The 23971-nt window shown below is 61.7% G+C and carries 23 protein-coding genes; 7 read left to right on the top strand and 16 right to left on the bottom strand.

Annotated features, from left to right (window positions below):
• Window positions 1–18: 18 nt before the first annotated feature.
• Window positions 19–744 (top strand): glutathione binding-like protein, encoded by a 726-nt coding sequence (locus ACTIF6_RS12500; protein ID WP_439588313.1) that lies wholly within the window; start codon window positions 19–21, stop codon window positions 742–744.
• Here ACTIF6_RS12500 and ACTIF6_RS12495 read toward each other — a convergent pair.
• The 14 genes from ACTIF6_RS12495 to ACTIF6_RS12430 form a co-directional block, all read right to left on the bottom strand.
• On the bottom strand, window positions 733–1878 hold the full coding sequence (locus ACTIF6_RS12495; RefSeq protein WP_439588312.1) for a hypothetical protein: 1146 nt from the start codon (window positions 1876–1878) through the stop codon (window positions 733–735). The two genes, ACTIF6_RS12500 and ACTIF6_RS12495, sit on opposite strands and share 12 nt — an antisense overlap.
• A 91-nt stretch (window positions 1879–1969) precedes the next feature.
• Window positions 1970–3187 carry a hypothetical protein gene (locus tag ACTIF6_RS12490; protein WP_439588311.1) on the bottom strand — a complete coding sequence of 406 codons (1218 nt, stop codon included), beginning with the start codon at window positions 3185–3187 and terminating at the stop codon, window positions 1970–1972.
• A gap of 4 nt (window positions 3188–3191) precedes the next feature.
• Window positions 3192–4100, bottom strand: a complete 909-nt coding sequence (locus tag ACTIF6_RS12485; protein WP_439588310.1) for a hypothetical protein — start codon at window positions 4098–4100, stop codon at window positions 3192–3194.
• 22 nt (window positions 4101–4122) lie between these two features.
• Complete coding sequence (locus tag ACTIF6_RS12480) at window positions 4123–4827, bottom strand: peptidoglycan-binding protein (protein ID WP_439588309.1); 705 nt, start codon at window positions 4825–4827, stop codon at window positions 4123–4125.
• A 17-nt stretch (window positions 4828–4844) separates the two neighbouring features.
• Complete coding sequence (locus ACTIF6_RS12475) at window positions 4845–5171, bottom strand: hypothetical protein (protein ID WP_439588308.1); 327 nt, start codon at window positions 5169–5171, stop codon at window positions 4845–4847.
• Window positions 5172–5188: 17 nt separating this feature from the next.
• Window positions 5189–5677: a hypothetical protein gene (locus tag ACTIF6_RS12470; protein ID WP_439588307.1), complete on the bottom strand. Its 489-nt coding sequence runs from the start codon at window positions 5675–5677 to the stop codon at window positions 5189–5191.
• Between the two features lie 121 nt (window positions 5678–5798).
• A complete protein-coding gene (locus tag ACTIF6_RS12465; RefSeq protein WP_439588306.1) occupies window positions 5799–6713 on the bottom strand; it encodes an alpha/beta fold hydrolase in 915 nt (304 codons plus the stop codon).
• Between the two features lie 46 nt (window positions 6714–6759).
• On the bottom strand, window positions 6760–7533 hold the full coding sequence (locus ACTIF6_RS12460; RefSeq protein WP_439588305.1) for an SDR family NAD(P)-dependent oxidoreductase: 774 nt from the start codon (window positions 7531–7533) through the stop codon (window positions 6760–6762).
• A gap of 3 nt (window positions 7534–7536) precedes the next feature.
• Entirely contained in the window at window positions 7537–8637 is a 1101-nt protein-coding gene (locus ACTIF6_RS12455; RefSeq protein ID WP_439588304.1) for a DUF6817 domain-containing protein, read from the bottom strand.
• Window positions 8634–10295 carry an acyl-CoA synthetase gene (locus ACTIF6_RS12450; RefSeq protein WP_439588303.1) on the bottom strand — a complete coding sequence of 554 codons (1662 nt, stop codon included), beginning with the start codon at window positions 10293–10295 and terminating at the stop codon, window positions 8634–8636. The genes ACTIF6_RS12455 and ACTIF6_RS12450 overlap by 4 nt, the downstream gene beginning before the upstream one ends.
• A gap of 9 nt (window positions 10296–10304) precedes the next feature.
• Window positions 10305–11636 carry a fumarylacetoacetase gene (gene fahA, locus ACTIF6_RS12445; RefSeq protein WP_439588302.1) on the bottom strand — a complete coding sequence of 444 codons (1332 nt, stop codon included), beginning with the start codon at window positions 11634–11636 and terminating at the stop codon, window positions 10305–10307.
• An 8-nt stretch (window positions 11637–11644) separates the two neighbouring features.
• Complete coding sequence (locus ACTIF6_RS12440; protein WP_439588437.1) at window positions 11645–12451, bottom strand: cyclase family protein; 807 nt, start codon at window positions 12449–12451, stop codon at window positions 11645–11647.
• A 14-nt stretch (window positions 12452–12465) separates the two neighbouring features.
• Window positions 12466–13449, bottom strand: coding sequence for a Bug family tripartite tricarboxylate transporter substrate binding protein (locus tag ACTIF6_RS12435; protein WP_439588301.1), 984 nt, complete (start codon window positions 13447–13449; stop codon window positions 12466–12468).
• A gap of 10 nt (window positions 13450–13459) precedes the next feature.
• Window positions 13460–15190: a CocE/NonD family hydrolase gene (locus tag ACTIF6_RS12430; RefSeq protein ID WP_439588300.1), complete on the bottom strand. Its 1731-nt coding sequence runs from the start codon at window positions 15188–15190 to the stop codon at window positions 13460–13462.
• 48 nt (window positions 15191–15238) lie between these two features.
• Between ACTIF6_RS12430 and ACTIF6_RS12425 the strand changes: the two genes are divergently transcribed.
• Entirely contained in the window at window positions 15239–15979 is a 741-nt protein-coding gene (locus ACTIF6_RS12425) for a TetR/AcrR family transcriptional regulator (RefSeq protein ID WP_439588299.1), read from the top strand.
• Here the strand turns inward: ACTIF6_RS12425 and ACTIF6_RS12420 are convergent.
• The gene (locus tag ACTIF6_RS12420) at window positions 15946–16452 is read right to left on the bottom strand and encodes a pyridoxamine 5'-phosphate oxidase family protein (RefSeq protein WP_439588298.1); all 507 of its coding nucleotides are present in this window, start codon (window positions 16450–16452) and stop codon (window positions 15946–15948) included. The genes ACTIF6_RS12425 and ACTIF6_RS12420 overlap by 34 nt on opposite strands.
• Window positions 16453–16602: 150 nt before the next feature.
• Here ACTIF6_RS12420 and ACTIF6_RS12415 point away from each other — a divergent pair, with 150 nt between their 5' ends.
• Together ACTIF6_RS12415 and ACTIF6_RS12410 are read left to right on the top strand one after the other, a co-directional pair.
• Window positions 16603–16791, top strand: coding sequence for a hypothetical protein (locus ACTIF6_RS12415; protein ID WP_439588297.1), 189 nt, complete (start codon window positions 16603–16605; stop codon window positions 16789–16791).
• A 35-nt stretch (window positions 16792–16826) separates the two neighbouring features.
• On the top strand, window positions 16827–17249 hold the full coding sequence (locus tag ACTIF6_RS12410) for a hypothetical protein (protein ID WP_439588296.1): 423 nt from the start codon (window positions 16827–16829) through the stop codon (window positions 17247–17249).
• Between the two features lie 28 nt (window positions 17250–17277).
• On the opposite strand, the gene ACTIF6_RS12405 is transcribed toward ACTIF6_RS12410, so the two are convergent.
• Window positions 17278–17724: an NYN domain-containing protein gene (locus ACTIF6_RS12405; protein WP_439588295.1), complete on the bottom strand. Its 447-nt coding sequence runs from the start codon at window positions 17722–17724 to the stop codon at window positions 17278–17280.
• 530 nt (window positions 17725–18254) lie between these two features.
• Here ACTIF6_RS12405 and ACTIF6_RS12400 point away from each other — a divergent pair.
• The 3 genes from ACTIF6_RS12400 to hsdR are packed head-to-tail and all read left to right on the top strand — an operon-like array spanning window position 18255 to window position 23963.
• Window positions 18255–19706, top strand: coding sequence for an N-6 DNA methylase (locus ACTIF6_RS12400; RefSeq protein ID WP_439588294.1), 1452 nt, complete (start codon window positions 18255–18257; stop codon window positions 19704–19706).
• Window positions 19703–21559: a restriction endonuclease subunit S gene (locus ACTIF6_RS12395; RefSeq protein ID WP_439588293.1), complete on the top strand. Its 1857-nt coding sequence runs from the start codon at window positions 19703–19705 to the stop codon at window positions 21557–21559. Before ACTIF6_RS12400 ends, ACTIF6_RS12395 begins: the two co-directional genes overlap by 4 nt.
• A 58-nt stretch (window positions 21560–21617) precedes the next feature.
• Entirely contained in the window at window positions 21618–23963 is a 2346-nt protein-coding gene (gene hsdR / locus ACTIF6_RS12390; RefSeq protein ID WP_439588292.1) for an EcoAI/FtnUII family type I restriction enzme subunit R, read from the top strand.
• Window positions 23964–23971 lie beyond the last annotated feature (8 nt).

Genomic DNA, 23971 nt, shown 5'->3' with positions numbered 1-23971 from the left:
CCTCGGAAAGGACGTTTCATGGTGGATCTCTACTACTGGCCCACGCCGAACGGGTGGAAGATTTCCATCATGCTCGAAGAGTGCGCCCTGCCCTACCAGCTGATCCCCGTGAACATCGGGAAAGGTGAGCAATTCAGCCCCGAGTTCCTGGCCATCAGCCCCAACAACCGCATGCCGGCCATCGTGGACCAGGCGCCCCGGGATGGTGATGCCCCCGTGACGGTTTTTGAAAGCGGCGCCATCCTGATGTACCTCGCCGAGAAAACCGGCCGCCTGCTGCCGAACGACCTCAGGAAGCGCTGCGAAACGCTCCAGTGGCTCATGTGGCAGATGGGAGGGCTCGGGCCCATGGCCGGACAAAACGCCCACTTTCGCCTGTATGCCCCAGAAGCCATGCCGTATGCCATTCAACGGTACGGCAACGAAGTGGATCGCCTGTATGGCGTGCTCGACGCACAACTGGCGCGCACGGGCGCCTACGTGGTGGGTTCCAGCTATTCCATTGCCGACATCGCCATCTTTCCCTGGATACGCATCCACAAGGCACAACAGGTGGAACTGCAACGGTTCCCCCATGTGCAGCGCTGGCACGACGCGCTTCTGGAGCGGCCGGCGGTCAGGAAAGGGCTGGCCCTTGGAAAGGAACTCCGTGCTTCCACCCTGACCCCGGAAGCGCGCAGCATCCTGTTTCACCAAGCCGCGCCCGCGGGGTCGGCCGCGTTCCTGGCCAGGTCAGCGCGATAGCTCCTTCATCAGTTCTTCCACTTTCTTGTCTCGTTCTCCCTCGGCTTGTACGCCTTTGCTCAGCGCCGCTTCAACGGCCTCCTTGATCCGTTTGCGCTCGGGTGGGCCCGCCACTTTCGCACGGCCCAGCAACAAGCTCGCAGCCCGGTAGCCAATGAATGCCGCTTCCTCGTGGATGCGGTCCGCCAACCAGGTGATCTGCTGCGGATCGAAGGCCATCTCGAGGCAAACCACGGCGGCCAGCCGCTCGCCGGGTTCGTTGCTCTGCATCAGCAGCGACAGGTAGGGCCTGGCGGCAAGGGCCAGTTGACGCATGCGTTGTGCGATCTCCGCCATGCGGCGCGTGCGATCAGGCCCGAACGGCATTTCGCGCCGCACCTGCGCATACTCTGCCGCGAGTGCGCGCATCGGTGCGAGCACGGCCTCAGGTTGACCCGAGGGTACAGCGCGAGCGACACGCTCCGCGGATTCTCTTTCTGACGCGGACGGCGCCATGGCGGCCTGATTCATATCTTTCGGGGGTGGCGTCACGTTCGCCTGTTCCTGCGCGAGCACCTTCTCGAAGTGGTCTCGCAAGCGCAGATCGGATCGACCGAAGGCCCCCTGGAGGAACAAGCGCGTGTAGATGTACCCGAGGAGGAATCCGATCACGGAGAACCCGACGATCAGCGCCGTGGCGGCAGAAAAGCGAGCATCGCTCGTCCCCGTGCCCAGCATGGCTGCGGCGTTGCTGCTGATCTCTCCCACCTTGTCGGGTATCTCACCGAGATTCACGAGCGTGAGACCGACGATGATCTTCGTGAGCCAGTCAGAGACTTCCTCGAGGTTCGTGTTCGGTCGTGTCCTGTCCGAGCCGTCTCGCGGTTTTCTGCCGTTGCTGGAATCTTCTGGCCCTGCGGAATGGGTGGGCTTGCCGGCTGCCTGCGAACCCGCTTTCGGAATGCCAAACAGGAAGCCCACCGCTCCACCCACCGCCAGACAGGCGACGCACCACAACAGCACCGCGCTCATGGCGTTGGAGACCCAGCCCAGCCCCACCGCAGCCAGCAACCCCAGCAGCAGCAAAGGCAGCAAGGCCTGGTTGGCGGTCTGCAGGTCGGCCTGTTCGGGGTCGATTCGGTTTTCCGATGGCATCGGCGGGGTTGCATCGGCAGCGGAATTGCTGCGGGGATTTCTGAACAGGCGTTGCATCATCTGTGTCCTCCAAAGTGTCTGCCGAGCTGCGTCACGCCACCCGCTCGTATCGCTGACTCCGCTGATTCCCGATGGAGCGGATGCGGTCTTCAAGCCTTCTTTCGTAAACCCTGGTGGGCAGGTGCTCTTCGAGCCACGCCATCGCGTCCGCGACGAGCTGAGCGAGCTGCGCAGATTCGATGGGCAACATGTCCCTTTGTGTATTCCAAGGCCCGCGCCAAGGCGATCTGCGCAGCCGGGTCGGCGCCACCACGCACGCCGCAGCAAAGCAGACAAGATCGAGCACCGCTTCCCGCTCCTCGTCACTCAACGCGAGCACGACATGGGGTGACGAAACGAAAACCACCAGCAGATGCCGGAGCGTTGCGGCAGACCGATCGAGGCCTTCAGGGAGCAGCCGCATGAATCTCCTGGGCACGGGCAGCGCACCGATCAAATCGAATCCATCGTGGATCCCTGCCGAGAGCAATGGCATCACCCAGGGAGCACTCCGGACAAAGCGATCGAAGTAGACACGCACCGGCTTCCAATGCGGCCATGTGGACGGCTCGATCAAGGCAGGACGCAGTCCAAGCAGGTTGATGCAACATCCCAGAAGCTGCCACTGCTCCCACCAGATCACCTCGTAGGGGGCTCCCTCGCCAGGCTGCCGCTCCCGAACCTCACGAAATACGTCGAGAAATCCCCTCACCAGACTCGTTGGCGAAGCGATGCCTCCCAACGCATATTCCCCGGCGTCAAATGACTGGCCGGGCGTGGCGACTTCGATCTGATGCGCCTGCCAGTACAGCGTTTGAAGCAACGCTTGTCGCGAAAATTCGACCGTTTCGTCAGAGGGAGACCCTGAGGGCCACTCCATGTCGTCGCGCGACGGTTCGTTCGGTGGCTCGGGCCGGGGCGACCCTGGCTCGTTGCCGTCGGGCTCATCGCCACCTGAACTGGCGACATAGGCCCGGCGAACAAATTCGACCACGGCAGACAGACTCTCGAACGATGCTTCAACCTCATCAGCCAGGAAAAGACCATGTTCAAAGCCACCGCGCGTTGCCGCCAGCGCCACCGTGCTTGCCGTCACGGGCTCAGGCAGGAAAGACGGCGCAGCCATGAAATACGCTGCGTCGTCGCTGCCCCCGCTGTGAAAACCCTCGGCCGCTCGACAGGTGGCAAACGAAAAGCCACCACGCAGGTCGTGCGCCTCCAGACGCCAATGACTTTCAGCGCCGGGGCGATCCATGTCGAGGGTTGCCATGGCATCAGCCCCGCACGCGGCCTTCGGTGGTCACGATGCGCACCGGCACGCCTTCGGCACGCAATGCGGCCTCGGCACGCCGGCGTCGAGTTCGCCAGATCATCGATTCCAGGCGGGGCGCAGGCTGGCGCAACATCCGGCTGGCGATCAACGCGTCGTGCGCTGCGTCGGCCGCGCTGACGCGCGCTTCCTGAAGATCACTCGCACCGAAGGAACCTTGCTTGAGGACCTCGATGTAGTCCTCGTCATTGCACAGCGATTGAGATATCTGTCCGGTCGTCCAGCGTCTGTCCGTCGAACCGATGGCCTGCATCACCTTGATGGTGGCCATGGTGCCGAGATGCTGGGCCCATTCGCCGCTCCAGGACGCCAGCACAGACTTCCGCTTCTGCGCCTGCTGGTCCTCGGGCACGTCAGCGATGTCATTACTTGCCGGCGCGCGCGTCACATCGTAGGAGTTGCGATCAAGAATGACCGTCTTCGCATCGATTTTCTCGACGCGCAGCACCAGGGTGATGTCACCGTAAAAGCGAACGCCACAGCCATTGAGTTCGAGGGCCCCGAAATAGATGTCCTCAAAATTGACACCCTGCGGCAACGGCAGTGCGGCGTCGACCAGCTTGCGTTTATTCGACGTATTTGGGTTCGGGTTCGTGCGATCGTAGGTATTGAGGTATGCCTTGACGCCCGGGCGCTTCGAAGCGGCGCAGAAATCCGGCACATGTGCGGCAGGCATGTTGACGACCATGCGGGCGCCGGCGGCAGGATGCAATGCCGAGTTGTCAGGCCCCACACCAAGCAGGACGCGCTCTGCGCATTCGCGGTTGGCCTCGGCGTAATCACCGTTCGCGACCTTCTTGAGCTTGTCGAGCTCTTGTGTCCAGCGCTCGGTTTTCGGGTCAGGTGATGTCACGCGTCCTCCTGATCTTGAGCCGCTAAGGCTTCACACCCAGCCTGCCGAGCGTCGTTTTCCCGGCTTCTCCATCGGGCACCAGCCGCTCGCTCAGTTGGAACGCGCGGACGGCCGCCTCGGTGTGCGGACCAAACACGCCGTCGATGTCGCCCGGATCGAAACGCCGTTTCTTCAGCGCTCGCTGCAACTTGACAACGAGTGCGCCGTGCATGGGTGGAAACGTCAGCCGCAACACGATGCCCGCTGGCGGCGACCACACCGCCGGCTCGGGCAACTCGGCGTACTCGATCAATGGAAGCAGCATGGCTGCATCCCAGCGCCGGCCGTCGATGCTCTGATTCGTGACGCCGAGCCTGGCGGAGTGCGCCTCGATCGTCGTGCCATCGCCTCGCGAAATCGCGACATGACCGATGGCCTTGGGTGCCGGTTTGCGCACCAGCACCGCGCCCGGTGTTGATTTGGCCTGGCCGATGCTCACCGGCCGGTTCGCAGCGGCGGCATCGCGCGCCCACGCGCCTGAATAGGCATCGGCACGCGAAGGGTTGTCGGAATTGTTGGTGCAGCCCAGCAGCAAGCCCGTGGTTTGGAACATGACCCACGAGACGAATTCCGCGCAATCCCAGGGACCTTTCCAGTTCGGGTTGTCCTTGGGTGCGAAAGCGCCGAGAACGTAGGCTTCGTTGAGATGGCGGTGGGCCAGTTTCAGCAAGTCTTGGGCGGTTGCCATGGCGTGCTCCTTGCGACTCAAAGTGCGATCTTCAGCGCGGCTGAAAGCGCATCGGTCAAGGACTTGAAGAAGGCGTTCAGCCCGGCCTGCGCCGAGGCTTTGAGGATGGCCTTGAGCGCTGCCGCCTCCGATTCAAGCGCGCGCTTGCTCTCTTCGAGCAGCATCGCGCCGGTTTCCTTTGAGATCTGACGCGTCGCGACGCCGACCACGATCGCCTCCAGCGTCTTTTTGTTGGCCTGCGCACTTTCGCGCACCCAATCCTCGGCCAGTTTTCCGCCGGGCTTGGCTGCATTGAGCCCCGCCTGAAGTGCCGTCTTGAAGATGTCACCGAAATCGAACGCCATGGTGCCGGTCCTTTCGATCAGCTTCCGCCGAATTTCTTGGCTTCCTCTGCCTTGAACGCAGAAGCGAGATGGCGCTCCATGACCATGCGCTCAACGCCAAGCGTTGCGTTGGTCAGTGCGGTTGGATCACTGCCGAGATGGCTGGAAGCAAACTTCTGCCAGGACTCCAGCATGTTCGATGCAATACGAACGCTGTCCTCGTTCTTCGTTCTGGCCTGCTCACGAAGCAGGTGCAGCCGCATCTGTGTTTCTATGTCGCCTTGCGACTTGCCCAGCGTGGATGCCAGTGCCGTCTTTCGCTGCGCAGGCGCGGTGTCCAACAGGCCCTGGTAGAAACCGAGCACCGATTTCGAGATCTGGTCGACACGGTCGACGGCCGCCTGATCGTGGGGAGAGATGAACAGTACCGAGCAACCGGCCACCAGGCTCATGGCGAGCCCAAGCAGCCATGCACGGCAGCCGCGTTCGAACACGGCAACAGCGAACCCGTAGACGGCGGTCGGCATTGTCGACTCCTCGATTGATTCCCCCGTCGAAGGTTAGGCACCCGCCGGCAGGAAGTCATCCTCAAATTTGAGGATGCGTTTCAACAGTGGAAACCTCTAAATGAGCACGCCATCCAAGCCGTCAGGCGGCGGACGCGGGCACCGCGCGGCCCCCGTCCACGTCTTCTGCAAAGTCGCGAATAGCGCTCGCCACTCGTTCGGGAGCTTCCATCGCAGCGTAGTGGCCGACATCGTCGATTTGTACTGAGCGAACGGTTGTACCGGGGGCGGCCCGCTTCATCGTGTGTTCGGTGAAGGACCCGCCACTGGCGCCGATCGCCAGCACCGGCGCTCGGATCGAACCGGTCTGCGCAAGCGCAGCGATCTTTTCGCCTTCCCTGAGCACTGAGGCGTAGAGACCGGTTGCGCCGCTCCACCCCCCAGGCCGCGCGTACGTGCGCACGAACTCGGCGACATCGCCGGGATCGATCGCGTCCTTCACCACGCACAACGACGGAAACATGTAACCACCCACGAACGCGGTCTCCCGCCCGGTCAGCAGCATGTCCGGAATGCCTGGCGCGGCCATGACGCCGAAGTACCAGGCACCTCCGTTGGTCACATCGGCAAACGCTTCGAGGCCGAACCCGGGCAGGCCAAACTCGATGGCGGTGAAACTCGCGATAGCGTCTGGATGCGTGGCGGCGAGACGAAAGGCGGTCGTGCCGCTGATGTCCTGCGCGACCAGGTGCACCGGCCCTTCGCCGAGTGCCGCAATGAGTTGGTAGAGGTCTTCAGCGGCGACCGTGCTGTCAAACCCGCCGTCGGCCAGGTCGGAATCGCCGAAGCCACGCAGATCGACCGCGTGGACGCGGTGGCGCTCGGCCAGCAGCGGCATCACGTTATGGAAGGCCCACCAGGTCTCGGGGAAACCGTGGACCAGCAGGATCGGTGAACCGCTGGAGCCGAGCGACACACAGTGAAGGTGCGTGCCGTTGACCGCGATACGGTGATGAATGGCGCCGGGGATGGTTCTGCCTGGTGCGTCGATGGGCATATCGGATCTTTCGAGAGTTGAAAATTAGAAACAGAAGAGTTTTGGCTCACGCATCCCCCAGACCGGCCACCACGGCGCTACCGAAGTCCGCTCTGTAGAGGAAACGGAGCACCTTTTCCGCCGCGCTGTCCGGCGTATCCAGTCGTCCCTCCGCCTTGAGCCTCTCGTAATGCGACCTGTCCGGCAGCAGCGCAGCGTCCGTCTGCCGCAGCACCGACTGCATATCCGTGTCGATCACCCCGGGAGCCAGCGAGACGATCCGTGCGCCATGCGCCTTGGCTGCCTCTTCGGCGGCTACCGCACGGGAAAAATGGTCCATGCCGGCCTTGGCCGCGCAGTACGACCCCTGGCCTGCGATCGCGTGCCTGCCCAGGCCCGAAGAGATGTTGAGAACCCTGCGAAGCACCCGCCAATACCGCGTCGCGTGGAGGAACGCCGCCGTCAGGACGAGAGGCGCTTCAAGGCCGACTCGGAGGCTGCGCACCAGGTCATCGGATTCGGCTTGCTCCAGCGGTCCTGGCCGCCCCACGGTTCCGGCGTTGTTGATCAGCGTCGCGGTGGACAGTGACCCAAGCTCCTGCGCTTCGAGCCAGGCGCGTATGTGCGTGGCGGCGACCCGGGCATCGGACAGATCGAGAGACAGCTGCTGCAGTGGTGCGTCGTGCAGCGCGGCCTCTGCAGCCAGGGCGCCGCTGGTGCTGCGCGAGATGCACAGCAAGGCATGGTCGGGGCCAAGCAGTCTCATGGCCATCGCGAGACCCAAGCCCTTGGAGGCGCCCGTGATGATGGTGAGGTTTTGGATTGCCGCCCGACCAGACATGCCCTAACCCCGCAGTGCCAGGTTGTTGAGTTTGTCCAGCCGCCCGGGCCATGTGTCGTGGATGGCCGACTGCAGCAGGATGCGCGTCCACGACACCCAGGCCTCCCATTGCACGCGCTTGTCCCAGGCGTTGCCCCACTGGCTGAAAAGCTGCAGCGCGCTTTCGGCGGCCACACGCGCCTCATCGCGACGCCCGGCCGACAGATACAGCTGGGCCAGCACCATCTGCGGTTCACCCACCCAGGGGTTGTGGCGCACGGCCTGCTCCAGCACGGCGATGGCGGCGTCGGCTTGCACCAGTGGCTGGTCCTGCTGGATCACCGACCAGTAAAGCGATGTGGCCGCGGCTTCGTCGGCCGCCGACAGCCCCTGCGTACAGCCGGCGAACACCGGCGGCAGCGGCAACAGGTCGCGCAGCGCGGGGTGTTGCAGTGCCTCGCCCAGCCGCGAGATCTGATGCACCATGCGCGCACTCGGCCGCATGGGCCCGGGCCACAGCGATGCCATCCAGTGCACGGCCTGCGGCCGGTGAGCCACCTGCGGAAAGCCCGAGAAGATGTCGTCCTGCCAGCTAAACCACTGCTCCATGAAGTCGGCCATGGTGACGATGACAAAGGCCGCCACTTCGTCAGCGCCAAGGCGCACGGTGCCTTGGGTCTGGCCGATGCGTTCGACCGTCACGCTGCCATCTGCATCGATCTCACCGGCCAGTACGCGCTGTGTGAACTGCGCACGGCTGGCGGTGCAGAACAGGTAAACCAGGTGCTCGGCGGCATCACCCACCCGTTCGCGCAGTCGGCCACGCTCGCTGCCGGCGTCGAACTTGACCAGGTCGACGAACGCGTTGCCATACACGCTGTGCAGCAGCCCCAGCAGACGCACGTCGCGCGGCTGCTGCCATTGCGAGAGCGAACGTGCCACACCCACCAGGTGGTGACGGAAGGTGCCGGCCTTGTGCCAGTCCTGCCCGACACCACGCGCCAGCACCACAGGAAGCACAGACGCCAGATCGGCGTCTTTATCAAGCCAGTCTTCATTGAGCAGAGATTGCGCACGCTCGAACAGCGAAGGATCAAGGGCGTGAAATGGCAGCGGTGTCGTCATGTGTCTGACTCCGAAGCCGTGATCGCCTTGACCGAGCCAGCCTTGGCGCGCAACTCGAATTTCTGAATCTTGCCGGTGGACGTCTTGGGCAACTCGCCGAATATGACCGTGCGGGGTACTTTGAACGCTGCCAGATGCTTCCGGCAATGGGCCACGATGTCGGACGGTGTCGACCTCGAACCGGCCTTGACTTCAACGAACGCGCATGGCGTCTCCCCCCACTTCTTGTCCGGCATGGCAACGACTGCCGCCGCCAGGACATCGGCATGCCGATAGAGAACGTCTTCCACCTCGATGGACGAGATGTTTTCACCGCCAGAGATGATGACGTCCTTGCTCCTGTCCTTGATCCGTATGTACCCATCGGGATACAGAACCGCGAGGTCCCCGGTGTGAAACCAGCCGCCGGCAAATGCCTCTTGCGTGGCCGCCGGATTCTTCAGATAGCCCTTCATCGCGATGTTTCCGCGGAACATGACTTCACCGATGGTCTGGCCATCTGCAGGCACTGGACTCATGGTGAGGGGGTCCATCACCGTTGCGGCCTGCTGCAAGTGATAGCGGACGCCCTGTCGACCGTTCAGTTGAGCCCGTTCACCGATGTCCATGCTGTCCCAACGGTCGTGCTTGGCGCACACAGTCGCCGGGCCATAGACCTCGGTCAACCCATAGACATGCGTCAGATCGAAGCCCAGGCGTTCCATGCCCTCGATCATCGAAGCCGGCGGCGCTGCACCGGCCACCATGGCCTTGACGCCGCGGGGCAGATCGCGCATCAGATCCTGGGGCACGTTCACCAGCAGGTTGTGGACCACGGGAGCGCCGCAGTAGTGCGTGACGCCGTGGCGCGTGATCGACTCGATGATCGCCGTGGCTTCAACCCGGCGCATGCAGATATTGACGCCGGCGCGCGCTGCCAGCGTCCAGGGAAAGCACCATCCATTGCAATGAAACATGGGCAGCGTCCAGAGATAGACCGGATGCTTGGGCATGTCCCATTCCAGGATGTTGGAGATCGCATTTGCAGCGGCGCCACGGTGGTGATAGACCACTCCCTTGGGATTTCCCGTGGTCCCGCTCGTGTAGTTGAGCGCGATGGCGTCCCATTCATCCTCGGGGAGCTCCCATGCGTAAGCCGGATCGCCCTCCGCAGCCAGGTCCTCATAGGTCAGATCGCCAATGCGCTTGCCCGGTCCTGCAAAAAGTGCGTCTGCCGCATCGATCACGAGCAGCGGCTTCACGCTCTTGCGAAGACGGATGGCCTCGTCCATCACCGCTGCGAATTCCGGATCAACGACGACGACCTTCGCCTCGCCATGATCCAGCATGAAGGCAATCGTTTCCGCGTCAAGTCGTGTATTGAGCGTGTTGAGCACGGCACCGGCCATCGGTACGAAGAAGTGCGCCTCCACCATCGCAGGCGTGTTCGGCAGCATCACCGCCACGGTGTCGTTGCGCCCGATCCCCCGTTTCCGCAGCGCGCTGGCCAGGCGCCTGCATCGCTCGTAGGTTTGCGCCCACGTTTGCCGCAGGTCCCCATGAACAACGGCGAGATGCTGCGGATACACCTCCGCCGAACGTTCGAGAAAAACGATGGGCGTCAGCGGCGTGTGGTTGGCGGGCGTTTTGGGCAGGTCGTTGTCGAAGATCGATTTCATAAGCTTTGCTCACGCCATTCCAAAGTCGATTGCTGGCAAGACCTCACCCCGGCATTCGCCGAAACCGATGCGTGCGAAGCCTGGCTTCTCGCACCAGCCCTTGATGGATACGCTGTCACCATCTTCGAGAAACGTCCGCGTCTCACCGGTTCCAGGAAGCGACACGGGGCGCGTGCCACCCACGCTCAGTTCGACCAGTGCACCCGCTTCGGACGGCGTGGGACCGGAGATGGTGCCGGTGCCCATGAGGTCGCCACTCTGCAGGTTGCAGCCACCGACGGTGTGCTGTGCAAGCATCTGAGCCACGGTCCAGTACTGATGGCGGAAGCTCGTGGCAGTGATGCGGTCGCCCGGAAGATGCTGCGCGCGATGCCGCCGCGACTGCACCGACACCTCGAGACGCACATCGATGCTTCCGCTGGCGCGATCGGTGGCGTCATCCAGATAGGGCAAGGGCTGCGGCTCGGTTGCGGGACGATCGAAGGCTGCGCGGTACGGCTCCAGAGCCTCCATCGTCACGATCCATGGGGAAATACTGGTGCAGAAGTTCTTCCCCAGGAACGGCCCGAGCGGATCCATTTCCCAGAACTGGTGATCCCGTGCCGACCAGTCGTTCAGCAGACACATGCCGAAGATGCGGTCGCGTGCCTGCGAGACCGACAAGGGCTCCCCGAGCATGTTTTCCGGTCCAACGAAGAAGCCCATTTCAAGCTCGAAATCGAGCCGTCGAGATGGGCCAAACGCAGGGGGTTGGTTGTTGGCTGTTCGTGACTGGCCATTGGGCCGGCGGAATCCCGTTCCGCTCAGCACCACGCTCGACGCCCGACCGTGATAGGCGATCGGCAACCACTGAAAGTTGGGCGTCAGCGGATTCTCAGGTCGGATCACGCGGCCGACGTTCACCGCGTGGTGCCTGGAGGTGTAGAAGTCCGTGTAGTTGCGGACCTCCACCGGCATCTTCATGGTGGTCTCGCTCAAAGGCAGCATGCAGGCGCGCACCTTCTCCTGCGTCGCTGCATCCACGGTCGAGGACAGAAGCTTGAACAAAGCGTGCCTGAGCGGTTGCCAACCTTCCCGCCCCATCGCCATGAAGGTGTTGAGCGTGGCGTCTGCGGCTGCGCAGCAGGCGGCCTTTGCCGGTCCAACCAGCAGACCGCTGGCCGCCAGATGCGCCAGGTCCACGACCTGGTCACCAATGGCAACCCCGCCGCGGGGGTGCTTGTCGCTGCCATCGCGAACGATGATGCCCAATGGCAGGTTTTGCAGCGTGAAGTCAGAGCCGGGTGCCTGTGCGGCGGCGACCCAGCTTTGGGCCGCTGGATCATGAGTGAAGTTGAGCATGGGCGTGATCAGTTATTGCGCATCAAGGCGTCGTCGAAGATGGCCACGGCCCGCGTCCACCCAGCAGAAGCGCCGCGTATCTTGTGCGGAAAGCAGCTGATGAAGAAGCCGTCCGGGGGGAGCGCCTCGAGGTTGTGCAGTTTCTCGAGGTGGCAGTAGCCGATGTCCCTTCCTGCCTTGTGTCCCTCCCAGATCAGCGAAGCATCTTTCGTGGCCTCGTATTTCTTTGCCGTGTGCACGAAGGGTGCGTCCCAACTCCAGGCGTCTGTTCCTGTCAGTCGCACGCCGCGCTCCAGCAAGTACATCGTGGCCTCATATCCGATGCCACAGCCCGATGAGACGTAGTCCGCCTCGCCGTATCGGGTCCCGGCGCGCGTGTTGACGACGACGATTTCCAGTGGCTGCAGCGTGTGGTGGATGCGCGCGAGTTCTTCTTCGACCTCCCTGGCGGTGACCACGTGGCCATCCGGCAAATGTCGAAAGTCCAGCTTGACGCCGGGCTGGAAGCACCATTCCAGCGGGACTTCGTCAATGGTCGTGGAGCGCTCCGCCTTGCCCAGTGCCTTGTTCATCGTGCTGTGGAAGTGATACGGCGCGTCCAGATGTGTGCCGTTGTGCGTCGACAGCCGGACGGTTTCTGCCGCCCAACCTTCACCATCAGGCAGATCGCCCTCCCGAAGACCAGGGAAGAAGGCGGCGATCTGCTCGGGCGAGTCCTTGTGCGTGACGTAGTCAATGCGCGGCGCAAATGCCGGCGGATCACTCAGGACGTCGTTCTCCAGGTAAATGGAGAGGTCAATGAAGCTGCGAGGCATGGCGTCCTTTGAGATCAATCCACGGTAATCTTTTTGGCCTTCACCAAGTCGCCCCATGTGCGCTTCTCCGTGCGCACCATGTTGGCCATGGCATCCACACTGGTGCTCATGGGCTCGCTGCCCATCTCGGCAATGAGCTTCTGCACGTCGGGCGTCTGAGTGATGCGGGTGATCTCAGCGTTGAGCTTCTCGACCACCTCGGTGGGCACGCCTGCCGGCGCCCAGATGCCGTGCCAACCGGCAACGGCAACCGCCGGATAGGTTTCCGCAATGGTCGGCACGTTGGGAAACTGCGCGTGTCTGCGGCCACCGCTGTAGGCAATCGCGCGCACCTTCCCCGAATTGATCATGGGAATGGCCGAAGCAGCGGGTTCCACGCACAGGGGGATGTGGCCCGACACCACGTCAATGATCGGAGGACCCTTGTACGGCACGTGCAGCAGCTGCATCTGCGCGCTCTGGCTGAACAACTCCATGATCAGGTGAAGGAAGCTCCCCACGCCGTTGGTGCCGTAGGACAGCTTGCCCGGATGGGCGGTGGCGTAATCAACGAGCTCCTTCACCGTCTTGAAAGGCATGTCGTTGTTGGCGACGATGAAGGCACCCTGCGACAGCAGCGGCGAAACCGGCCGAAACTCTTTCTCGGGGTCGAAGGTCAGCTTGGTGTAGATCCAGGGGTTGACCGTGAAGGAACTCGACACGGTGTACAGGAGCGTGTAGCCATCTGCCGGCGCCTTGGCCACGAGTTCCGATGCAATGTTTCCCGCCACGCCGGGACGGTTCTCGATGATCACCGGGACGTTCATGGCTTTGGACAACCTCTCCGCGTAGATCCGGTTGTAGACATCGGGCGCCGTACCCGGAGGCGCCATGTTCACGAACTTGATGGTCTTCGATGGCCAGGCGAGTTGAGCCGATGCGGCCTTCCAGGGTTGCAGGGTTGCCACCGCGCAGGCGGCGGCGGCTTGGACGATGATCTTGCGGCGTTGGATGGTCATGGGAATTCCTTTACGGCTTTGCGGGTACGACGGGTAGCAGCAGAAACGATGGATGTGCGCCTCCGGTGTGGATCGTGATCTCACCTCCGAAGCGCTCGGGGGTCCGGTCCTCAGGGTGGTCGTGCAACAGAACGGAAGAGCCCCGCATGGGCTTTCCGTAGATCTCGGGCCACGGTCCAGGGAGGTCATGCTGGAAGTCCGTGCTGCCAACGGTCAGCACCAGCCTCCAGCCCTTGGGGAACACGAACGACATCGGCCAGATTTCGATCTGCAGCTCGTAGATCACCCCAGGCTCGAGAAACTGGAGTTCGTCATGCACAAGCACGGGCTGCCAGGGTTTCGACTTCGCGTGATCCAGCTTGCGGTGGGAGGCACGCAGCCAGCCTTGTGCCATCGGCGCATTCAATTCCGAAGCCGCGATGATGAGATGCTCCTTGCCGGCCGTGTCGTACGCGCGGACGGTCAGGAAGAGGTCGACATCCTTGGCGGTGGTCGATACGTGAAGGGTGGCCGCCAGCGGCCCCGTCACCTCCGTCTCTTGCTCGAACGGAGCGGTGCTGAAGTTGACTTTCCCATCCAGGCCGTCGATTCGTGCTTGCGCCTCCACGCTGGGGGACTCGCTCGTCAGCTGGAATGAGGCGGCGTCCAGATAGCTTCGCGTCCACAACGTCCTTGCCAATGGCCACTCTTGTTCCGCGCGTTCGACGAAGCGGTCGACGTGCCGCACCAGCATGCTGATCGGCGGCTGCTTGTCCCAGCCGTTGTCTTCGCCCTTCAGGAAGTGATCGAAGAAGCGTTTCTGGAGAGCGACGCCGTAGTCGGTGTAGAACTCGGTCCAGTGCTCGCGGCCGTGGAGCTCCATCCACTTCTGCCGGGAGCCTGCCCCCAGCCAGCCCTGGACGTTGCCGCGCAGGTGGACGCCGTGGCCGCCCCAGTTCCCACAGGAAAGCACCGGCACCTCGATCGCCGACAGATCCGGCGTGCGTTCCCGGTAGTAGCTGTCGGTGACGAGTTCCTCCGCCAGCAACTTGCCTGGAATGTCCCTGCGGTTGGCGCGCAACTCATCGTCGCTCAGTTCGTCAGGCCCGGCGATCGAGACGCCGGTGTTGGGGTTGATGCGGGCGCGCGAACCCAGGCCGTTCTGAACGTTTGCGATCTGGTTCGGATACCAGTTCATCAGGAAGGTGTTCAGGATTCCGCCGTGCCGGCATGCATCGCGGTACATGTCGGTGTAACCCTCGAACGGGCAGATGGCCGCCAGATGCCTGGGGCGCCTGGCGGCCACTTGCCATTGCGTGCTGGCGTAGTACGAGACACCCGCCAGGCCGATCTTTCCGTTGCTCCAGGGTTGCGTGCCCGCCCATTCGATGCATTCGGCGAAGTCCTCGATCTCGCGGGACGACCAGCAGTCGATGAACCCAGGCGAACGACCGGCACCACGCGAATCCACGCGAATGCAGACGTAGCCAAAAGGCACCCACCGTTCGGGGTCGACCGTCTCCCAGTTGGCGTAGCGGCCTGTGCTTCCACGCAAGACCTCGGGGTAGTCAGATGTCAGGCCCTTCCATTGCATCGGAAAGCCTTCGCTGAAGTGCAAACCCTTGGCGTAAGGACCGCATGACATCAACACAGGGAACGGGCCTTCGCCGTCAGGACGAAAAATGTCGGCACGGAGGACAGCCCCGTCACTGGTGACGATCTCGGTATCCCAATCAATCTTCATACGGCATTCCAATCGCATGTATTAAACACGTGTTTAATGTAGCGAGAGTTCGCGCAACCGTCCTCGGTGCAAACCCGAATCAGCTGTTTCAAACAAGCATTTAAAATGACCACCATGAAGACTCAAAAAGCACCATCCGCGGGACAAGGCGTGGGCGACCCACGTGAACGCATCCTTGTCGCCGCAGAGAATCTTTTCGCGCGGCACTGGGTGGACAAGACATCGACTCGCGACATCACTGCAGAGGCGGGCGTGAACGTCGCTTCGATCAACTATTACTTCCGCTCCAAGGAAGCTCTGGCCGAAGAAATTTTCATGAGGCTCGCGCAGCGCGCCACCGTGCTGCGGCTGGAAGACCTGTCGAATTGCACGGAGGCGGCCAAGCGAGAGAAGCGCTCGCTGCGCCTCGAAGACCTGCTGGACTGCTTCATCCGGCCCTACTTCGAGCCCGGCTTCCATGGCGCGCTGCTGGCGCGGTTCATCCTGCAACACAGGTTGCATCCCAGCGAGATGACGCAAAGGGTCTTCGAGCAGCACCTCGACCCGTTCGCCGTGGAATTCATCGATGCGCTGTGCCTGACAGACACACGGGTCAGCCGGGTCGACTGGCTATGGCGTTACACCTTGCTCACGGGCACCGTCATGCTGGCCATGACCGACATCGGGCCCAAGAACCGCATGCTCGCCCTGTCAAGCGGACAAGCGGATGCGTCGCACGCGGAAGAACTTCGACAGCAATTGCGCGAGTACCTTTGCCGTGCGATGCAGGGTCCTCAGGGCCGAATTTCGCCGGATTCGCCGAGCTGAGCTTGCTTTCCTGTGATGGCAGCTTTCGCCATCACCAACAACTGGATCAACTGGTTTTCCTTGACGTCCCAGTAATGGGCGTGGGCGATCTTCACCGCCACCAGAACCAGGTCCGGATCTTCGGGGCCACCTGGAAACCAGGCTTCAGCGGGCGTGTTCCAGAGTTCCCGCGCTTTTGCTGCATCGTTGACCACCTGGGCGGTCCCTGAAACCGAGACGTAGGTGTCGGCGGCGGGGTCGGCGTAACTCATGTTGACGGTCGGGTCGGCCTCCAGATCGCTCACAGGCCCGCTCGTGCGTGACATGAAGAACCAGAGCTTGCCGTCTTGAAGATCCTTGTTCTGCGTTGTCATCGGGCGCGAGTGCATGTGCCCTTCGTGCGTCCCCCCGTGGTGCCTGGTGACGAACATCCCGAACTGGATGTCCTTGATCATCTTCCACAGGTCTTCGGTGGTCTTTTGTTCGGATGCCATGGGTTACCTTTCAAAAATGGTGAGGTAACCCGTGCGGCAATCGGCGCTCCCGACCTCGCACGCGGCGGCACCTTCGAGCGCCGTCCCCCCGGGCATGCGCATTGCCAGAAGGTGGTGGGAGCTTTTCCCTGCATGCCCAAGGAGCACACCATGATGACGAATCAACCCGGCCAGACGCCTGGCAAGCCTGTCAATCAACCGCCGCCCGGCGACAGTCGAGCTCCAGGTGTCAACCCAACGCATCCTGATCGAGCACCTCAAACCAGTCCTGCCGATGGCAAGCCGGGGGAGAGGCCGATTGATGATGTGGATCGCAAGGTGCGCGAGGGTGACGCGTAGTCATAGTCACCATGGCACGCAGCAGCATTCAGGGCGTGAGCCCAGCACCCGCCGAACCCGCCGGCCGCGATACGGCGTCCCTCGGCCCCGGTGACAACTCCGACAGCGGCAGCGACATGATGGGCATCGAGGACAGCGAAGGGGGCGACCCCGGCCTGGCGACCGACGTGGCGGCCCGGGACGACCTGGGCGGCGCCAGCCTGTTGCCACCCGACGCCTTGACGTCTGCGAGCGATGCCACCGGCACGGGCGAAAGCCGCAGCGCGGGTGGCGACAGCGGCAAGCAGGACGGCTGGGACATCGGCGTGGACCGCGTGTTCACGCCCGGGGCGGCCGATGCCAACACCGACGAAGACCCCGACCTGGCCTTCGTTGACGAGGCCGAAGCCGGCGACCCGCTGGAGGATGAGACCGAGGACGAGCCTGCCGAAGGCGAAGACCCGGAACCCGCCGCCTAGCCTGGGCTTCCGCAACGAGCTGGCTGCATCATGCAGCGGGCTCGATCGAATCCGTGTAGATGAAATTGCTGCAAGCCGCCACGAAAGCCCGTGGCGTCTGCCGAGCGCCGAAGCCGTAGACCCGCACACCCTCACGCCGCAGGCAGAACGCCAGCGGCGTGAGGTCGCTGTCTGACGACACCAGGCACACACCATCGAACTGCCCCGTGTTCACCAGGTCCATCGCGTTCAGGCACAGCGTGATGTCGGCCGCGTTCTTGCCGGGCGTGTAGGAGAAGAGATGCACCGGCTCGATGGCGTGGTGGTGCAGCACGGTCTTGAAACGCCGCATGCCGGGCCGCGACCAATCGGCAAACGCGCGCTTGACGATGAGCGAGCCATAGCAGGCCGCGCGCAGCAGGATGGAACGGATCAGCGTGGGGGAAACGTTCTCCGCGTCGATCAACACGGCGAGCTTCTGTTGCTTGGTCGTCATGCGGCCTCTCCCCTCTTCTTCCCTGTTCGTTGTGTGAACAGCCGCCGCCACGGCAGGCAGAGTGCAGAGTGGCGGCGGCCCGAACGGGCTGAGAACCGGGAATCCCCTCGCGAAGAACCGGCAGGCCTCACGGCCTCCCATCCAGGCCGCCAAAAAGCGAGCATGAACGACGAAGGCCGCTGTACCAGCAGCGGTATGCAGCGGCCTTCAGGCCGCGAAGGAATTCCGGGTTCTCAGGCCCGTCTCACCTTTTCGTGAGCGGGGGAGACTTTAACTCAATACGACGAAAGCATTCACGACTTGCGCATGAAAATCATCAAAGAGCCGCAATGAGTACGGGCTCTAAGGCGGTGCGAAGCGTGAGCCAGCGCCAACCTTTAGATCGGGGCTAGGGCTTACCTCATTGGCACAAATTGATCGCCGTGTACAGTCCCTCGGTTGTTGGGCAGTTGAAGCGTCGGCGAAAGGTGCTGATCGCAATGCACTTCAGGTTGAACAAGGAAGAGCAAATATATGGGCGGGCGCAGCTAATGTTCGAGCAAACCTTCAAGAACATCGATGACATCTTGCACAAAGATGCAGGCTGCACAAGCGAACTGGATTACACCGAACAGTCATCTTGGCTACTGTTCCTCAAGTACCTAGAAGCGCTTGAGTATGACAAGGCTGGCGAAGCAGCGCTGGAGGGTCGAACCTACAGCTACATCCTGAGTGAGCAATTCCGCTGGAGCAATTGGGCTGCTCCGCGCGACGCTTCGGGCGTACTTGACCACAACGCTGCGATGACGGGCGACGACCTCCGCGAGTTCGTCAACGCCAAACTCTTCCCGTATCTGGCTGGCTTCAAGCAGCGCGCCAGCGGCCCAAACACCATCGAATACAAGATCGGTGAGGTCTTCGGCGAGATCAAGAACAAGGTGCAGAGCGGCTACAACCTGCGCGACGTGATCGATCTGGTGGACGAGCTGCGCTTCGGATCACAAACCGAGAAGCACGAGCTTTCGCACCTGTACGAAGCCAAGATCAAGAACATGGGCAACGCCGGGCGTAACGGCGGCGAGTACTACACGCCTCGCCCACTGATCCGCGCCATGATCAAGGTGCTGGACCCGCAGATCGGCGAGCGCATATACGACGGTGCCTGCGGCTCGGCGGGATTTTTGTGTGAGGCTTTCGACTACCTCAGCGCCAAGGCCAAGACCACGCAAGATCTGGCGACGCTGCAGACGCGCACCTTCTATGGCAAGGAGAAAAAGAGTCTCGCCTACGTCATCGCGATCATGAACATGATCCTGCACGGCATTGAAACGCCCAACGTGATTCACACGAACACGCTCGGCGAGAACATCAATGACATCCAGGAAAAGAATCGTTACGAAGTGATTCTGGCCAACCCACCCTTCGGTGGCAAGGAGCGCAAGGAAGCGCAGCAGAACTTCCCGATCAAGACGGGCGAGACGGCCTTCCTGTTCATGCAGCACTTCATCAAGTCGCTGAAGGCAGGCGGTCGCGCAGCCATCGTCATCAAAAACACGTTCCTCAGCAACACCGACAACGCATCCACCAGCATCCGCAAGCTGCTGCTGGAGAGTTGCAATCTACACACGGTGCTGGACATGCCCGGCGGCACTTTTCAGGGCGCCGGTGTCAAGACTGTGGTGCTGTTCTTCGAGAAGGGTTCGCCCACGCGCAAGATATGGTTCTACAAGCTGAACCCAGGTCGCAATATGGGCAAGACCAACCCATTGAACGATGACGACATGGTCGACTTCGTCGAGCGGCAAAAGTCCTTTGCTGACTCGGTGCAGAGTTGGTCGATAGAAGTGGCGGACATCGACATCGCGACCTACGACCTTTCAGTCAAGAGCCCTCATGGCGGTGACGAGGTTGCGTCGCGCCCGCCGCAGGATATCCTCGACGAAATCGCAGCGCTTGATGCCGAAAGTGCGGACGTCCTGGCGACGATCCGGGTGCTGCTATGACGCACTACTGGCGTACCGCAACTCTCGGCGACCTGACGCAGTTCATCAACGGTCTGTGGAAGGGCGAAGATCCTCCGTTTGTCCGGGCCGGTGTCATAAGGAATACGAACTTCACCAAGGAAGGGGCGCTCGATGACACCGACATCGCTTACCTCGAGGTGGAGGCGAAGAAGTATCAGAAGAGGCGGCTGCAGTTTGGCGACTTGGTCTTGGAGAAGTCTGGGGGTGGCCCAAAGCAGCCTGTTGGCCGTGTCGTGCTGTTTGACAAGACAGAGGGAGAATTTTCGTTCAGCAACTTCACGGCGGCCATCCGGATCTTGGACCCAACCGAACTTGATTCAAAGTTCCTACACAAGTTTCTGCACTGGGTGTACATCTCGGGCCGCACTGAAGCGATGCAGAGTCATTCGACTGGTATTCGCAACCTCAACGGCGATGCATACAAGGCGATAAAGGTGACGTATCCCCTGCTGGAAGAACAGCGCAGAATCGTCGCCATTCTCGACAATGCCTTTGAGGGCATCGCCACCGCCAAGGCCAACGCAGAGAAAGCGCTGCTTAATGGTCGGAAGCTTTTTGAGAGTGCTTTGGCGCAGGTCTTTAGCGCAGACTGGTCTCGTGTCCGGATTGAAGATGCCTGCCAGTCCGTCATGGACTGCGTCAACAAGACCGCACCTACGGTTTCAGAAGCTACTCCATACAAGATGATTCGCACCACCAATGTTCGGAACGGTGTAGTCAGCCTGGCCGCTGTGAACTATGTGTCCGAAGATGTTTACAAGGCTTGGACGCGACGTCAGGTGCCTCTTCGCGGTGATGTGATCCTGACTCGGGAAGCTCCCATGGGCGAGGTTGGCATATTGGACTCCGACGAGCTCGTATTTTTGGGTCAGCGCTTGGTCTCATATCGGGCGGAACCGACCAAGCTGGACGCTCGATTCCTGCTTTACGCATTGCAGTCCGAGCCACTACAGCGGCAAATTCACGCGAAAGCCTCGGGCTCCACCGTTCAGCACATGCGCGTGCCGGACTCGAAAAACCTGCAACTTCCGCTTCCAGGTCTATCGCAGCAGCGTGAGGCCGTAGCCAAGCTCGACGCAATGCGCGAAGAGACGACACACCTTGGAGCTATTTACGCGCGGAAGATTGCGGCCCTCGACGAACTGAAGAAGTCTCTGCTTCACCAAGCCTTCACCGGTCAGCTGACTTCGGCGCAGACCACGTCGGTCACCGCAGTGTTGGCGCTTCCCACGACATCCCCAGAATTCTCGGCCAACGTCATCGCCCTGGCCTACGAACGCCACAAGCGGCAGCAACGGGAAAGGACCTTCGGTCACGTCAAGGAGCAGAAGCTGCTGCATCTGGTTGAAGCCATTGCCAAGGTGGACTTGGGCCGTCAACCCATGAAGGATGCGGCAGGACCAAATGATTTCCAGCACATGCGGAAGGCCGAAGAGTGGGCGAAGCAGAATGGATTCTTTGAGATGGTCCAGCGCGGGGGCGGCTACGACTTCAAGAAGCTACCGGCCTTCGACCAGTTGCTGGCCAAGGCGCCGCAGGTGCTGGGCGCTAGCATTGACCGGATCGAATCTGTCATTGACCTTCTGATTCCAATGGACACGAAGGATGCCGAGGTCTTGGCAACTGTTCATGCGGCGTGGAACAACTTGCTGATCGACGGCGCCGAGGTCACGGACGAGGCCATCGTCTGGGAGGCCAGAGATGGATGGCATGCCGACAAACTCGCCATTCCTGAGAGCAAGTTCCGGCAGGCGATTGCACTGATCCGATCCAAGGGCTTGGTGCCCGACGGGTCCGGTAAATACGTGGGCGGCCAGACGTCCTTGATATAGCGATCCTGAGATTGCCTGACTACCATCGCCGTGCTGCTTTTGGGAGTAAGCATCATTCATGAACGAAGCTGAAACGCGAGCCGAACATATTGACCCCGCTCTGAAGGTCGCTGGCTGGGGCGTCGTTGATGGAAGCCGGGTGCTCCGTGAGCACCGAATCACAAACGGCCGGCTGCTGGGCGCGGGCAAGCGCGGCAAGGCTGACATTGCGGACTACGTGCTCGTCTACTGCAATACCAAGCTGGCGGTGATCGAGGCCAAGGCCTGGGATGAGGCCTGCACCGAGGGCGTCGGGCAAGCCAAGACTTACGCCGCCAAGCTGGCCGTGCGCTTCACGTACGCGACCAACGGGCAGGCGATCTACGGCATCGACATGACCACAGGCGCCGAGGGCGCAGTGGTGGCCTTCCCCAGCCCAGATGAGCTGTGGGCCAAAACCTTCGCCGTCGCCAATGCATGGCGCGATCACTTCGCCTCCGTACCCTTTGAAGACAAGGGAGGCACATGGCAGGGGCGCTACTACCAGGACATTGCCATCGACCGCGTGCTCGGCGCCATCGCTGATGGACGCGACCGCATCCTCCTGACGCTGGCAACAGGAACTGGTAAAACATTCATCGCTTTCCAACTGGCCTGGAAGCTGTTCCAGAGCCGCTGGAACCTGACCGACTGGAAGGGGGGCAACGCCGAAGCACCCACGCGCCACCCGCGCATCCTATTCCTGGCCGACCGCAACATCCTGGCCGACCAGGCATACAACGACTTCTCGGCCTTTGACGAAGATGCACTGGTGCGCATCGACCCGGACGCCATCAGGAAGAAGGGGCGTGTACCGAAGAACGGCAGCGTGTTCTTCACCATCTTCCAAACCTTCATGAGCGGGCCTGGCGACTCACCCTACTTCGGGGACTACCCGCCCGATTTTTTCGATTTCATCGTGATCGACGAATGCCATCGTGGTGGGGCCAAGGATGAGAGTTCCTGGCGTGCAATCCTGGAGTACTTTGAGCCCGCCGTGCAGTTGGGGCTGACAGCCACTCCCAAGCGCACGATCAATACCGACACCTATGCCTACTTCGGCGAACCGGTGTACCAGTACTCACTCAAAGAGGGCATCAACGACGGCTTCCTGACGCCCTTCAAGGTGCGGCAGATCGCCACCACGCTGGACGACTACGTCTATGCGCCTGATGACGAAGTGATAGCCGGCGAGGTTGAGGCTGGCAAGCGCTACGAAGAGAAGGATTTCAACCGAATCATCGAGATCAAGGAGCGCGAGGCCTACCGAGTGCAACTGATGATGGGCATGATCGACCAGCGCGAGAAAACCATCGTCTTCTGCGCCACGCAGTTGCATGCATTGGCCGTTCGTGACCTGATCAACCAGGCCAAGACCAGCACCCAGCCGAACTACTGCGTCCGCGTGACGGCCAATGACGGCGCACGCGGCGAGCAGGATTTGCGCGACTTCCAGGACAACGAGAAGACCATCCCGACGATCCTGACCACGTCGCAGAAACTGTCGACGGGCGTTAATGCCCGCAACGTGCGAAACATCGTGCTGATGCGGACGGTCAATTCGATGATCGAGTTCAAGCAAATCATTGGCCGGGGTACGCGCCTGTACGACGGCAAGGACTACTTCACGATTCTGGACTTCGTAAAGGCGCACCACCACTTCAGCGACCCGGAGTGGGACGGCGAGCCGTTAGAGCCTGAGCCACCAAGGCCTCCGCCGACACCACCCGGTCCGCCAGGACCGCCATTGCCCCCACCTCCTCCGCCACCACCACGGCCTGAAAAGATCTTGGTGAAGCTTGCAGATGGCAAGTTTCGACGACTTCAACACATGACAGCTACGACGTTCTGGAGTGCCGACGGGACGCCGATGTCAGCAACACAGTTCTTGGAAGTCTTGTTTGGCGTGCTGCCAGAGTTCTTCAAAGACGAGGACGAACTGCGCAAGCTCTGGAGCGCGCCGGATACGCGCAAAACGCTACTAGCTGGTTTGGCGGACAAGGGCTTTGGCCGAGATCAACTGACCGAGATGCAGAAGGTCATCGAGGCCGACAACAGCGACCTGTACGACGTACTAGCGCATGTGTCGTATGGAGCGGATCCGATTTCACGCGCTGATCGCGCGACTACCGCCCGCCTGGCGGCCGTGGCCGATCAGCTTTCTGACAAGCAGCAGGCTTTTGTCGACTTCGTGCTGGCCCAGTACGTGAAGCAGGGAGTGGATGAACTTGACGCTGAGAAGCTCTCCCCATTGCTGAAACTCAAGTACAGCGCAATTTCAGATGCATTTGCCGAACTGGGTAGCCCGGATCAAGTGCGTCGTGTGTTCGTTGGATTTCAGCGGCATTTGTATGACAAGCGCGATGGTGGTCAGGTAGGTCCCTAACAGGTTCA

This window comes from Hydrogenophaga sp., from assembly GCF_051860785.1.
Classification (GTDB): Bacteria; Pseudomonadota; Gammaproteobacteria; order Burkholderiales; family Burkholderiaceae_C; genus Hydrogenophaga.
The sequence above is the reverse complement of the archived record's forward strand: the minus strand, read 5'-3'. Positions and strand labels throughout refer to the sequence as shown.

What these genes read in the sequence shown, in the direction of transcription:
- ACTIF6_RS12500 (WP_439588313.1), top strand. Translation starts at nt 19, where the DNA reads ATGGTGGATCTCTACTACTGGCCCACGCCGAACGGGTGGAAGATTTCC.
- ACTIF6_RS12450 (WP_439588303.1), bottom strand. Translation starts at nt 10,295, where the DNA reads ATGAAATCGATCTTCGACAACGACCTGCCCAAAACGCCCGCCAACCAC.
- ACTIF6_RS12420 (WP_439588298.1), bottom strand. Translation starts at nt 16,452, where the DNA reads ATGGCATCCGAACAAAAGACCACCGAAGACCTGTGGAAGATGATCAAG.
- ACTIF6_RS12430 (WP_439588300.1), bottom strand. Translation starts at nt 15,190, where the DNA reads ATGCGATTGGAATGCCGTATGAAGATTGATTGGGATACCGAGATCGTC.
- ACTIF6_RS12465 (WP_439588306.1), bottom strand. Translation starts at nt 6,713, where the DNA reads ATGCCCATCGACGCACCAGGCAGAACCATCCCCGGCGCCATTCATCAC.
- ACTIF6_RS12440 (WP_439588437.1), bottom strand. Translation starts at nt 12,451, where the DNA reads ATGCCTCGCAGCTTCATTGACCTCTCCATTTACCTGGAGAACGACGTC.
- ACTIF6_RS12455 (WP_439588304.1), bottom strand. Translation starts at nt 8,637, where the DNA reads ATGACGACACCGCTGCCATTTCACGCCCTTGATCCTTCGCTGTTCGAG.
- ACTIF6_RS12460 (WP_439588305.1), bottom strand. Translation starts at nt 7,533, where the DNA reads ATGTCTGGTCGGGCGGCAATCCAAAACCTCACCATCATCACGGGCGCC.
- ACTIF6_RS12405 (WP_439588295.1), bottom strand. Translation starts at nt 17,724, where the DNA reads ATGACGACCAAGCAACAGAAGCTCGCCGTGTTGATCGACGCGGAGAAC.
- fahA (WP_439588302.1), bottom strand. Translation starts at nt 11,636, where the DNA reads ATGCTCAACTTCACTCATGATCCAGCGGCCCAAAGCTGGGTCGCCGCC.
- hsdR (WP_439588292.1), top strand. Translation starts at nt 21,618, where the DNA reads ATGAACGAAGCTGAAACGCGAGCCGAACATATTGACCCCGCTCTGAAG.
- ACTIF6_RS12490 (WP_439588311.1), bottom strand. Translation starts at nt 3,187, where the DNA reads ATGGCAACCCTCGACATGGATCGCCCCGGCGCTGAAAGTCATTGGCGT.
- ACTIF6_RS12415 (WP_439588297.1), top strand. Translation starts at nt 16,603, where the DNA reads ATGATGACGAATCAACCCGGCCAGACGCCTGGCAAGCCTGTCAATCAA.
- ACTIF6_RS12435 (WP_439588301.1), bottom strand. Translation starts at nt 13,449, where the DNA reads ATGACCATCCAACGCCGCAAGATCATCGTCCAAGCCGCCGCCGCCTGC.
- ACTIF6_RS12480 (WP_439588309.1), bottom strand. Translation starts at nt 4,827, where the DNA reads ATGGCAACCGCCCAAGACTTGCTGAAACTGGCCCACCGCCATCTCAAC.
- ACTIF6_RS12400 (WP_439588294.1), top strand. Translation starts at nt 18,255, where the DNA reads ATGTTCGAGCAAACCTTCAAGAACATCGATGACATCTTGCACAAAGAT.
- ACTIF6_RS12475 (WP_439588308.1), bottom strand. Translation starts at nt 5,171, where the DNA reads ATGGCGTTCGATTTCGGTGACATCTTCAAGACGGCACTTCAGGCGGGG.
- ACTIF6_RS12395 (WP_439588293.1), top strand. Translation starts at nt 19,703, where the DNA reads ATGACGCACTACTGGCGTACCGCAACTCTCGGCGACCTGACGCAGTTC.
- ACTIF6_RS12495 (WP_439588312.1), bottom strand. Translation starts at nt 1,878, where the DNA reads ATGCCATCGGAAAACCGAATCGACCCCGAACAGGCCGACCTGCAGACC.
- ACTIF6_RS12470 (WP_439588307.1), bottom strand. Translation starts at nt 5,677, where the DNA reads ATGCCGACCGCCGTCTACGGGTTCGCTGTTGCCGTGTTCGAACGCGGC.